General features: G+C 66.7%; 14 protein-coding genes. 8 read left to right on the top strand and 6 right to left on the bottom strand.

What is annotated here, in order from left to right; all coding sequences use genetic code 11:
- Nucleotides 1-1,741, top strand: a 1,741-nt coding sequence (locus QFZ75_RS00320; RefSeq protein WP_307533090.1) for a tetratricopeptide repeat protein, incomplete at its 5' end; no start/stop codon positions are given.
- Nucleotides 1,742-1,875: 134 nt separating this feature from the next.
- Here QFZ75_RS00320 and QFZ75_RS00315 read toward each other — a convergent pair.
- The 6 genes from QFZ75_RS00315 to QFZ75_RS00290 form a co-directional block, all read right to left on the bottom strand.
- Complete coding sequence (locus QFZ75_RS00315) at nucleotides 1,876-2,448, bottom strand: transcriptional regulator (RefSeq protein WP_307533089.1); 573 nt, start codon at nucleotides 2,446-2,448, stop codon at nucleotides 1,876-1,878.
- A gap of 136 nt (nucleotides 2,449-2,584) precedes the next feature.
- The gene (gene dnaB / locus QFZ75_RS00310) at nucleotides 2,585-3,946 is read right to left on the bottom strand and encodes a replicative DNA helicase (protein ID WP_307533087.1); all 1,362 of its coding nucleotides are present in this window, start codon (nucleotides 3,944-3,946) and stop codon (nucleotides 2,585-2,587) included.
- 82 nt (nucleotides 3,947-4,028) lie between these two features.
- Entirely contained in the window at nucleotides 4,029-4,847 is an 819-nt protein-coding gene (locus QFZ75_RS00305; protein WP_307533085.1) for a hypothetical protein, read from the bottom strand.
- A 994-nt stretch (nucleotides 4,848-5,841) separates the two neighbouring features.
- Nucleotides 5,842-6,099: a helix-turn-helix transcriptional regulator gene (locus QFZ75_RS00300; RefSeq protein WP_307533083.1), complete on the bottom strand. Its 258-nt coding sequence runs from the start codon at nucleotides 6,097-6,099 to the stop codon at nucleotides 5,842-5,844.
- Between the two features lie 513 nt (nucleotides 6,100-6,612).
- Entirely contained in the window at nucleotides 6,613-7,176 is a 564-nt protein-coding gene (locus tag QFZ75_RS00295) for a UTRA domain-containing protein (protein ID WP_307533082.1), read from the bottom strand.
- 72 nt (nucleotides 7,177-7,248) lie between these two features.
- Complete coding sequence (locus QFZ75_RS00290) at nucleotides 7,249-8,061, bottom strand: GntR family transcriptional regulator (RefSeq protein WP_307533080.1); 813 nt, start codon at nucleotides 8,059-8,061, stop codon at nucleotides 7,249-7,251.
- Nucleotides 8,062-8,534: 473 nt separating this feature from the next.
- On the opposite strand from QFZ75_RS00290, the gene QFZ75_RS00285 reads away from it, so the two are divergent.
- From QFZ75_RS00285 to QFZ75_RS00255, 7 genes are all read left to right on the top strand, one after another.
- A complete protein-coding gene (locus QFZ75_RS00285) occupies nucleotides 8,535-9,104 on the top strand; it encodes a hypothetical protein (protein WP_307533077.1) in 570 nt (189 codons plus the stop codon).
- A gap of 168 nt (nucleotides 9,105-9,272) precedes the next feature.
- Nucleotides 9,273-9,659 carry a hypothetical protein gene (locus QFZ75_RS00280; RefSeq protein ID WP_307533075.1) on the top strand — a complete coding sequence of 129 codons (387 nt, stop codon included), beginning with the start codon at nucleotides 9,273-9,275 and terminating at the stop codon, nucleotides 9,657-9,659.
- Nucleotides 9,660-9,799: 140 nt separating this feature from the next.
- Nucleotides 9,800-10,078, top strand: a complete 279-nt coding sequence (locus tag QFZ75_RS00275; protein WP_307533074.1) for a hypothetical protein — start codon at nucleotides 9,800-9,802, stop codon at nucleotides 10,076-10,078.
- Between the two features lie 121 nt (nucleotides 10,079-10,199).
- The gene (locus QFZ75_RS00270) at nucleotides 10,200-10,403 is read left to right on the top strand and encodes a hypothetical protein (protein ID WP_307533072.1); all 204 of its coding nucleotides are present in this window, start codon (nucleotides 10,200-10,202) and stop codon (nucleotides 10,401-10,403) included.
- The gene (locus tag QFZ75_RS00265; RefSeq protein ID WP_307533070.1) at nucleotides 10,393-10,572 is read left to right on the top strand and encodes a hypothetical protein; all 180 of its coding nucleotides are present in this window, start codon (nucleotides 10,393-10,395) and stop codon (nucleotides 10,570-10,572) included. Before QFZ75_RS00270 ends, QFZ75_RS00265 begins: the two co-directional genes overlap by 11 nt.
- 205 nt (nucleotides 10,573-10,777) lie before the next feature.
- Nucleotides 10,778-10,966, top strand: a complete 189-nt coding sequence (locus QFZ75_RS00260; RefSeq protein WP_307533091.1) for a DUF5999 family protein — start codon at nucleotides 10,778-10,780, stop codon at nucleotides 10,964-10,966.
- Nucleotides 10,967-11,068: 102 nt separating this feature from the next.
- Nucleotides 11,069-11,443 carry a hypothetical protein gene (locus QFZ75_RS00255; protein ID WP_307533068.1) on the top strand — a complete coding sequence of 125 codons (375 nt, stop codon included), beginning with the start codon at nucleotides 11,069-11,071 and terminating at the stop codon, nucleotides 11,441-11,443.
- The last annotated feature ends 19 nt before the right edge of the window (nucleotides 11,444-11,462 follow it).

The raw sequence follows: 11,462 nt of genomic DNA, 5'->3' as shown, positions 1-11,462 counted from the left end.
ACGTTACGACGACGCACTCACCGACTTCAACCGCGCCATCGAAATCGACCCCGAATACATCTGGGCCATCACCGGCCGCGGACAGACCTACCACGCCATGAAACGCTACGACGACGCACTCACCGACCACAACCGCGCCATCGAAATCGACCCCGAATACACCTGGGCCATCACCGGCCGCGGACAGACCTACCACGCCATGAAACGCTACGACGACGCACTCACCGACCACAACCGCGCCATCGAAATCGACCCCGAACACGCCTGGGCCATCACCGGCCGCGGACAGACCTACCGCGCTACAGAACGTTACGACGACGCACTCACCGACTTCAACCGCGCCATCGAAATCGACCCCAAATACACCTGGGCCATCACTAATCGTGGACAGACCTACCACGCCATGGAACGTTACGACGACGCACTCACCGACCACAACCGCGCCATCGAAATCGACCCCGAATACACCTGGGCCATCACCGGCCGCGGACAGACCTACCGCGCTACAGAACGTTACGACGACGCACTCACCGACTTCAACCGCGCCATCGAAATCGACCCCAAATACACTTGGCCCATTACTAATCGCGGACAGACCTACCACGCCATGGAACGTTACGACGACGCACTCACCGACTACAACCGCGCCATCGAAATCGACCCCGAATACACCTGGGCCATCACCGGCCGCGGACAGACCTACCACGCCATGAAACGCTACGACGACGCACTCACCGACTACAACCGCGCCATCGAAATCGACCCCGAATCCGTTAGAGCCATTACCAGTCGCGGACAGACCTACCACGCCATGGAACGTTACGACGACGCACTCACCGACCACAACCGCGCCATCGAAATCGACCCCGAAAATCCCAGAATCATTACCAGTCGCGGACAGACCTACCACGCCATGGAACGTTACGACGACGCACTCACCGACTACAACCGCGCCATCGAAATCGACCCCGAATCCGTTAGAGCCATTACCAGTCGCGGACAGACCTACCACGCCATGGAACGTTACGACGACGCACTCACCGACCACAACCGCGCCATCGAAATCGACCCCGAAAATCCCAGAATCATTGCCATCCGAGGCGAAATAAATCTCCTCATAGGTCGCTACGATGAAGCCCTTAGCGATTTAAATCGCGCCATCGGAATTTCCCCTGAGCAAAGCTCGTTTATCACCAACCGTGGTGAGACATACCGCCTCACAGGTCGCTACGGCGAAGCGCTTAATGACTTCAACCGCGCTATTGAAATAGACTCTAAATCCGCTTGGGCCATGATTAGTCGCGGACAAACCTACCGCGCCATGAAGCGTTACAATGAAGCACTCGTCGACTTCAATCGCGCCATCAAAATTTCTCCGAATGACGGATGGATCTGGCTTGAATTGGCAGTAATTTTCCGCTTACTGGGGAAAGGTTCGGATGAATTCAAATCCTGGCGGAAGGCAGAAGAAACTTTCACTGCGCAATCTACCGGGAACGGCATAGGAGCGCAGAGAAATCGCTTCAACCTGTGCACCCTTTGGTGCGCCCGTTCAGAATGGGAAAAGGCCACATCTGGATTACGTAATGAACTTTCCAAAAATCCACCTATGGGGCTGATTCGAGGCGCCTCGCTTGACCTGCGAGATATGCAGCGCACTCTAGCGCTCGACGAAGGCCGAACGATGATAATCCTGCGTATGCTGGAAACCTGCATGCCGACACCACCGGATAATGTCTGACCAGTTCACGCCGCGCCAAGCGCTGCTCGATTCACACAATAGCAAATTAAACAAATTCCATACGAAGCTATCGAGTCATACTGCGGCCGCATGCATCGAGGTAGGCGCTTTTCGGCGTTGGCAAGCGGCCTCTGTCAGGCGGCGAAGCCGATGTTGGTGACGTATTCGTACTGACCCCACTGACTGCCGAGGTCGACGACCTGGTCCACCCATGCCTCGTCCAGCTCCTGGTCGTTGCCGGCCACCCACGCGCCGACGATCCGGTCCCAGCGGCGGACGTTCATCGTGCGGAACTCCACTGCCCGCTGATGCGGCCGGTCGACGCGGGACTGGTTGACCGGGTGGACTTCCACGCGGGTGCCGCGGCCGTCACGGTTGAGGCGGGCGAGCAGGTAGCGGGCGACGTTCTCCCGCCGCACGGTCCGGTACGCCTGCTCGATCGCGGCGAGGTTCTTCCTCGAGGGCGTGCGGGTGCCGGCCTGCCAGGCGCGCAGGGTGCGGCCGGTGACCTTCAGGCCGGCGGCGCGGGCGGCATCGAGGGCGTGGGCGGTGCGGGTGAGGTAGTGCAGGCGTGCCTGCAGGCCGCGGCGTGCGGTGATGGGGGTGGCGATGTAGCCGGCGAGGTCGTCCAGCTGCCGGGCGACGGCTTCGTGGCCTTTGATGCCGTGGGCGCCGTACTTGCCGAACTCGATGTTCCGTTCAGGCATGGGCTCGGGGTCCTTGGGGTCGTGTGGATCTCTGTGCGGGCCGGTGGGGGCCGATCTTCCGACCCGGCGGGGGATTTACTGCCGGGACGGGCGTTCGGCGCTGTGTGGCGCTGCTGGGGGCGTCCTGGGGGACTGGTCAGGTCTGTGCCATGTCGACGAAGCGGGAGTAGTGCAGCTGTGAGGCGACGGTGATGGTGGCGGTGGGTCCGTTGCGGTGCTTGTCGAAGATGAGGTCGACTTCGCCGGCGCGGGGGGATTCGGCGGTGTAGGCGTCGTCGCGGTACAGCAGGATCACGATGTCGGCGTCCTGCTCGATGGATCCGGACTCGCGCAGGTCGGCCTTGGTGGGGCGTTTGTCGGTGCGGGATTCGGGGCCGCGGTTGAGTTGCGCGAGGGTGAGGATCGGTAGCTGGAGTTCCTTGGCCAGGCGCTTGAGGGAGGTGCTGATCTCGGAGACTTCCCGTTCGCGGGACTCGGGTCGCCGGCCGCTGATGGTGATGAGCTGCATGTAGTCGATGACGACCAGGCCGAGGCGGGGCTCGCGGGCTTTGAGGCGTCGCAGTTTGGCCTGGATGGCGCCGAGGGTGTTGGCGGAGTCGTTGATGTACAGCGGTGCGGCCTGGATGTCCGGCACGCGGCGCGCCATGCGTTCCCAGTCCTCGTCGGTGGTGCTTCCGGAGCGCAGGTGGTGCATGGCCACGCGGCTTTCGGCGGACAGCAGGCGCAGGTTGAGTTCGTCGATGCCCATCTCCAGCGAGAGGAAGGCGGCGGGGACGTTCTGCTCGATGGCGCAGGCGCGGGCCATGTCCATGGCCAGGGTGGATTTGCCCATGCCGGGACGGCCCGCGATGACGATCATCTGGCCGGGCTGGAGTCCGCTGGTGAGGGAGTCGATGTCGATGAACCCGGTGGACAGGCCGGTCAGGCCGCCGGTGCCGTTCTTGGCCCGGTCGATGATGTCCAGGGTGCCTTCGAGGGTGTCCTTGGGCAGCACGAAGTCGTGGTCCTGGTCGGAGCCTTCGACGACGTTGGCGATTTTCTGCGCGGCGCCGGCGACCAGTTCGTCGCTGTCGCCCTGCCCGGCGAAGGCGGCCTCGGTGATGGCCACGCCGGCTTCCGCCAGGCGGCGCAGCACGGCTTTTTCCTTGACGATCTGCGCGTGGTAGGGGCCGTTGGCGGGGGTGTCGACGGCCTGGATGAGGTCGTGCAGGTAGGTGGCGCCGCCGACCTTGGACAGCGCACCGCTCTTGGTGAGCGCGGCGGTCAGCGCGATGGGGTCGCTGGGCTCGTTCCTGCTGCGCAGGTCCAGGATCGCCTGGTGGATGATCTGGTGGCGCGGCACGAAATGGTCTTCGGGCCGCAGGATGTTCTGGCACTCGATGGCTGCCGCGTCGGACAGCATCATGCTGCCCAGGACGGACTGCTCCGCGGGCACCGCCTGCGGTGGTACCCGGCTGAATCCGGTGCCGGACTCCTCCGGCGCTAGAGTCGAGGTCATGGTCTCTCCTGAGATCTGCGGCGCCCGCACCCGGCCAAGGAACGTGGGCGCCGTTTTGATGTCTGCGGCCAGGGAGCAAGGCCTACAGGGCGGGCTGGTGCAGCAAGTCGAGCAGGTCGCGCAGGTTGCGGGTCGACGGCTGGGCACCGGAGGCCTCGGACGGGGCGGGCGGCTCACCGGGCGGGGCTGTCTGGGCGGGGACACCCGGGGCGTCCGGCTGGAGGTCGTGGCGGCACAGCGCGTACCGGCCGTCGATCTCGTACTGCCCCCAGGTGTCGCAGCGCGGGCAGGCATCGATGAGGTCCTGCTTGGGGGATGCGCCCGGGCGTGAGGGGCGGGCCGGGGCTGCCTTGCGGTAGGGCAGGCGGCCGATGCGGTGGGTTTCCAGCAGCAGCTCGTGGTTGTGGGCGCCGCCGGGGTTTTGCATGAGCTTGTCGCGCAGCTCCCCGTCGAACTTCCACCCGCGCTCGAGGGCCTTCGCCGCCAGGACGGGGGCCAGGCGCTGAGCGGACTCCGGGGACAGCTCCCACGGGCCCGTCAGCGACAGCAGCAGCTCGCGGGCCTTGACGACGGCCGCGGGGTCGAGCGGCTGCGCGGAGCCGGTTGCCTCGGGGCCGGGCGCAGGCGCCGGGGCGTCGGTGGCTTCGGGCAGCTGGGGCTGCCGGGGTGCTGGCGCACTGGCGGCGCGCGTGGCGGCATACCGGGGCAGGTCCTCGATGCGCTCGCGCAGCACCACCATCGGGTCCCTGCGGGCCCGGCGGGTCAGATGCGCGGCCAGGGCCCGGCCCAGCTCCCAGCCCTGCGCATCGGCTGCCTCCGCCAGCAGCGGCGCCAGCTCCCGCACCGTACGGCGCCCGCACGCCCACCGCCCGGGCAGAGTGGCCAGCAGCTCGGCTGCCACCGCGATGCGCGCGGGGTCGATGGCGACCAGTGCGCGCGCTGTTGCAGCGGAGGGGTTTGGGGAGGAGGAATCCTCCTCCTCCCTAAGGGGGGGAGTGGGGGGGGCGACACCGTGCACGTTGGAATCCAACGCATCAGCCTGACCTGCATAGACGTTGGAATGCAACGCGTCTGCCGCCGACGCGTTGGAAAGCGACGCGTCGGAATCCAACGCATCGGCCTGACCTGCATAGACGTTGGAATGCAACGCGTCGGAAACGAGTGACGGACGCCGATCCGTTGAAAATCCACGTGTCCTGCTGACCTGCGGTGATGCCGCAGGGCGGTCACGGTGCTCAGGGTTGTTCTGAGGGTTGCGGTAGACCGCGAACGCCCACCTGGGACGTCCGCTCTCGGAGTCGTAGCCGTCGCGGTCTCGGTGCACGTGCCCGGCTGCACGCAGACGCCGCATCACACCGCGCAGCCGGCTGTCGCCCATCTTCCAGCCCGATGCCTGGAACTCTTCGCTGAGAGCCTTGACGCTGGAGGGCTTCTCCGGATCACGCAGCAACAGACGGATCAGAACGCCGTAGTCCTCGGGTTGCAGCTGCGGCGAGTACGCCAGACCAGCTGGAACAACGACCTCTTCAGGAGGCTCCCAAGCCCGACGGATCGAGGAGGACGCAAAGTCTGCGTTGGACATCTTCATGCCGCCACCCCCAACGAGGATGGAGCGGCGCTGAACAGGCGGTGCAACTGGGTCATCTCCCCATATCGGGGAGTCGTGACCAGCAGATGTGACCTGGTAGTACACGCGGATAGTGGCGTAGCGCGAGATACCGCGCTTATCCTTGGGTACAGGTGACCACGCAGGCCTTCGGGCCTACGGGCATCACCCAGCGAGGTCACCTCGCTGATCACGACTCGGAGCTTTAACAGGGTGAGCGAGTCGACTGCTGGGAAGCGGCTTCCGTTGTGGCGACGGGGGCCGCTTCGGCGTTTACGGGGGCATCACGTCAGGCTCCCTGCGGAAACTTGGTGGCGAGAGCGTGCAGGAGCCGGGCGTACGTCTGACGGTGCGGCTGCCGGGGCTCGGCCCGCCCGGTCTCCCACCTGGCGACCTGAACGCGGTGAACACCAAGAGCGTCGGCTACTTCGGCCTGCGTCAGGTTTCCAGCCAGGCGTAGCCGAGCCCTTTCGGCAGGGCCAGGGAGTCCAACGGCCCGGTTCAGCAAGGACTCGATCGGCGTAGGCAGTTCTTGCGCGGTCGACATGTGCCTCCCCCAGTTGATTGGCATCCCGAACGCTACACGGAAGTGACGTGTTGTGTTCGGGATGGCATTCGAGTTGGTGGCGTGTCACTGAAATTCGAGCTCAACTCATTGACTCGCTGCACGCCGGGCCTGAATGACGTACGCGTACGCGGAACCAAGGTTCCCGTACTGCGCATTGCCCTCTGTAACGAGAGCAGCGTCGGCGGCATCGGCTGCTGTCCTCAGCTGGCGAGCGACGGCGGCTGGCATGGTCGAGGCCGCCGCGAACTCCTGCATCCGTGTGACTACCGCTTCCAGCGCTATCCCTCTGGGCAGACCGGCGGGTCCGCTGGAGCCTACGAGAGCGGGGATCCAACCGTTGTCCGCGTCAAGCGCGCTGCGGAGCTCTTCCACCAGTTCTTCAACAGTCAGGCGCTTTTCGGCGGTCATACGGGACTCAGTCTCCAGGAGTTCAAGAAGAGAGGCTCGCAGGTGCCCTGCCCCTGGCAGGGCACCTGCAGGGAACTAACGGACCTAGGCGAGCGGAACGGAGTACTGCAGCGTCCAGCCCTTCGCGAGTACGTGCTGGGTTACCTCCACAACCCGCCCGTCGGCCGTTGCACGACCAATGTGGTTGATGGTCAGCACGTCCGATCCCTCCGCCAGACCGAGGCGTGCTGCCTCGTCTGCCGTAGCCGGCCGCAATGCGACGTCCTCGGTGGCAGCGTCGCCCTGGTCGAAGCCTGCCTCCTTCATGCGGCTGATGATTCCGCCGATGCCTGTGTCCACCTGCTCAATCCCAGCGGCTTCAGCCACGTCGACCGGGATGAACGTAGTGGCGAGCTGTACCAGGCGGTCACCGGCGAACATCTGGCGATCGCGAACGACGACCTCGCCGTCAGTGCCCAACAGCTCGGCAACGTCGGCCGGAGCGGTAGCACGGCTGACGGAGACTTCGGAACGCGGCGCCAGGCCGCTCCGCTGCAGCTCAGCGTCGAAAGCGCCGCGCGCGCCGTTCTCCTCACGCTGAGCAGTGGCGTACCGGGTGCGGGCGTCGCGCACGATCGTGCCGGTCTCGTTGATCTCGTTGGTAGCCATGTGGCGCAGACTCCTAGCTCTTGTAGTCAATGGATATTCGGTCTGTCCAAGCAGGGCGCAAGTTCCTACTGGTCACGCAGGTTCCGCGGTGTCGATGACCCACTCGTAAGCCAGCCTCCACTTCGACCGAGGCAGGACGTGCAGGCCGATCTCAACGACGCGGCCCTCTGTAGTCAACCCCTTATGCGTGATCTCCATTACAGCCTGTTCAGCCGGGATGCCGAGCGCCTTCGCCTCCGCCGCGGTTGGAGATCTGACCTCGATCTCCTCTCGGAGCCGGACCTGCTTGAATCCGGCCTCTGCCATGCGGGACTTGCTGCCTCCTGTACCCGTGTTCTCCACAGCAAGTGCTGGGCAGGCGTCCACTACGTCGGGAGGGAACCACGACGTGGCAACCTGAACGACTTCCTCTGCCTCATCGTTGCCTGGCATTCCCACGGGCATGATCCGTTCTCGCTTGAGCGTCTTCGCTCGATGGTGCATCCCGAAGGTCTCGGCGACCTTTCTGGGCGGCACGTCCTTAGCGATGGTGAGGATCACCGGAAGCGGCTCGAACCCCATCGCTCGCATCTCTGCTTCAAATGCTCCGACCGCTCCGCCAGCCTCCCTCAACTTCGGGAGGTAGCGCTGGTTTCGCTCAGACACGATCTTGGCGAGCACCAAGGAGACATAGGTGCCCTTTCCCTGCCGAGAGAACAGCAGGCCTTCGCTCTCCAGCAGGCCGTAGATGTCGCGGGCCGTCTGGTACGCGATGCCGTGCTCCCTCTGGAGTTGAGGCACGCCAGGCAGTCGCGACCCAGGCGCGAGTACACCCCGCGCGATCTTGTCCCGGATCTCGGACGCGATTCGTTCGACCTTCCCGGGCTCCTTCTGCTTAGCGGCCACTGCTCCCCCTCTCGTGCGCATCGTGTGGCTAACGGATCTCGCTATCCAACCCGCACAGCATCGCATGTCTAGTTGTCTCCTGAAAGTCGAGACTCGATCACGTTTAATCTGCACGCTAAAGTTGCAGGTCAGATGGCATGTAGCAAACTACTTAGCTAGACAGGTTGACCTAGGGTGGATAGCAGAGTTCTAATCGAGGTGCCCCGACAAGCGGTGAGTAGCCGGATGCGGGGCGTAGCCGGTCGTGTGTCCGCACACTCCAGGACCTTCGGCCGGCCGAAAGACCGCAGGACGTCGTCCGCCTCGCAAGAGGGGGCCGGGATGTGGCACCACCAAACTCCCGGGATCTCGACTCCCTGCTTGCACATGCAGCGCCATGCGCTGTCCGTCCTCCAGGACGCCGATATTCGGCGCCTGGCGGGCGGAGAGAGCACCGCGCGCAGCCCCATCCCGCCGCACACAGGAGAATCCATATGACCATCACGTCCGCGATGCCCAAAGCCGTTGAGCGGAAGCGCCGGACCCGCACGAAGCGGGTCAGCAGCCTCCCCGCGATCAAGCTCAGCGATCTCCTGCCGTCCCACATCGACTTACGGGATCCGCTGCAGGCTGTTCTCGTCTGCCCGTCCTGCACGACCTGGTGTCCGATCACCGGTACGCCGGGCAAGATCCAGAAACTAGTTCCGCACCACACCGGCAAGGCCGGTGAGGCCGACGCGATCCGCTGCCGTAGCAGCAACCGCCTCATCGACTTCGACGTGACGATCACCGGCTGGTACCAGGCCCTGACCGACGCCAGCACCGAAGCCTCCAGTCGCCAGGCCACCACGGTGCTCCCCAAGGCCTTCAGCCCGGCGACCGACCGGACCCTGCGGGCCCGCGCGCAGCGCACACCGGCCGGCCGCACGGCGGACTGGAACACGGCACTGCGCAATGTGGTGGCCACCGACGCGATGCGCCGGTCGGTGCCTGCCGGAGATGCACCGGCTGAGGCTCCGGCCGTGCCACTGACTCCGCTTCACCCTCAGCGCTCTGCGCGCTGAGCCGGCCCGCACGAACGACCACGGCCCCGGCCACCCCAACTCGTGGGGTGGCCGGGGCCGTGGCTGCTCGTACGACAGCCGCCCTGCCGCACTGACGAACCCCCAGGGATTGCGCCCCTGGGGGGTTCTTGGTGCGGCGGGCACCCTTCCAGCGAAAGGGACCACCACATGCCCAGCATGACCGACGCCCCCGTGGCCGTCACCGCCGCTACCCGCCCGCAGCTGCCGAAGCGGCCGATCCCGCACGAGAAGACCCCGGACCGCCCCAACCCGGGCAGCCCGCGCCCTCACGCGCGCACCGTCGTGGACCGTGAGGTCGGCCCCCGGCGCCCCGGCGCGATCTACCAGAACGTCGACGGGCGCTTCGAGGTCCTGGTGCTCGTCACCGACCCGGGTGAGGCCGCGCAGATGCTGCGCCGCAAGTGCGCGCGGTGGGCGCTGATCGTCCGCGACACCTTGCGTGCCGACGGACAGCCCTTCGTGGTGGGAACGGTGTGGACGGATTCGGATCACTTGGTCCGTGAAGGCCACACCGCGTACGCGCCGGCTGCCTGACGATCCGCCACGGTCCCTCTCCCACCCCGCGCACCGGACGGGTGTGGGAGGCGGGCCGTGGTTGGCCGTCCGGCCCGCCACGGCGACAGCCCCGGAGTTGCTGCTCCGGGGCTGTCTGGTCACCAGGAATGAGGCTCCCTATGACCGCTCAGATCATCGCACGCACCCGCCCCGCCACGGCAGACACCGACGCCGCGAACCGCAAGCTCGGGCAGCACCTGCTGGACGTCGTCCGCCGCCAGGACGCCGCGATCCCCGCCGACCGGCGCGCCCCGCGCACGCTCGCGGACATGCGGGCCCGGCTCGCCGCGGCCAGCGCCGCGCAGGAGGACGTGTGCCCGATGTGCGAGTACTGGCAGTGCCGCTGCGGGACGGCCACCACGGTCCCCACCGGCCCGGCGGCCACGGCCCGGTGCTGACGTGAGCAGCTGCGGACACCCGCCGAAGCTGATCACCGTCAACTGCACCGGCGCGGACGGCAAGTCGTTCCAGTCCGTGCGGCACGAGCCGTGCACGTGCGGAGGGAAGAAGTAGCCGCCCGTGCATCCGATACGCCGTGCCCGGACCGCGCAGCACCGCGCGGTCCGGGCCATCGCGCAGCGCGGCCTGGCCCATCCCGGCAGCCGCGCCCTGCTCGCCGCGGCCGCCCTGGCGGCCACGGCCGCGTGGGAGGCCGGCCACCGCGTCGCCGACCTCCACACGCTCCTGTCCCACGATCACGAAAGCCGCTCGCGTGACTGCTGAAGACCTGTACGAGCGCTACCAGACCGCATCCACCGCACACCGCACCCACCACGGCACCTGCACCACGTGCACGGACACCGAACGCTGCCCGGCCGGGCAGCGGCTGTTCGAGTCGTTCACGCGTCTGCAGGACGCCTACCTCAACCGTCAGCGCGCGCAACGGCGCTGACCTTCGCACAGTTCGGCACCGCCACCTCTGCCGACTGCCTGACCCGCCCGGCCCGGCCCGGCCCGGCCCCGCCCCCGTCGGCGGCCGGTCCGGGCGCGGTCCAGGGGAGCCGCGCAGCCACGCGACCTCACCCCACGCCGACCTTCCGGAGGTTTTGATGCGCACCCTCACCCCGCCGGCCGCTCCGGCCCGCCAGCCGCGCAGCCTGTGCACGCACCGCCCGGCCTGCCCCACCGTCGATGCCTCCGACCGAGACGCCGCGGTCGTGGTCGCAGCCCACCCCGAGCAGGGCTGGAGCCTGCTGTCCAACGGCGTCGTGCTCTTCGACGACACCGGTGAACTGCTCCCCGACGGCCGGGTCGTCGCGCCGCACCGCCCTCTCGCCTCGGTCTGACGGCCGCCCGTCACCGCCCGCCTCTCACCCGCCCGTTCACCACGGCGGCTGGAGTCGGGCGATGGCGGACGGCCGGACAGCCCGGCCCAGAGGGAGGACCGCATGCCCATCCAGACCGCAGCTCAGCAGAGCACCATGTTCCGCAACGGTGACTTCGTGCTCTACCGCGATCCGGTCAGGTTCTGGCGCGGCGAGCCGAACCACACGTTCGTCTGCCGGATCGACAACGTCCTCGACTACACGAGCGGCCAGACCCGCTACCGGCTGACCCCCTTGACCGGTGAGCGCGGGGCGATCCGCGAGGTCTGCGGCGAGTACATGCGGCTGCTGCCGCCGGTCGACGCGATGCGCGACATCGACACCGCGCCGCTCAACACCGACCTGGTCGCCGACGACATGACCCCGGCCGCCGTCGCCTGGCTCACCCAGCAGCACGCCACCGCCAACCGGGCGCCCCAACTGCCCGCGCACGACTGACCCGCCCCCGCACAGCGCA

It is taken from the genome of Streptomyces sp. V3I8 (assembly GCF_030817535.1).
GTDB lineage: Bacteria > Actinomycetota > Actinomycetes > Streptomycetales > Streptomycetaceae > Streptomyces.
The sequence above is the reverse complement of the archived record's forward strand: the minus strand, read 5'-3'. Positions and strand labels throughout refer to the sequence as shown.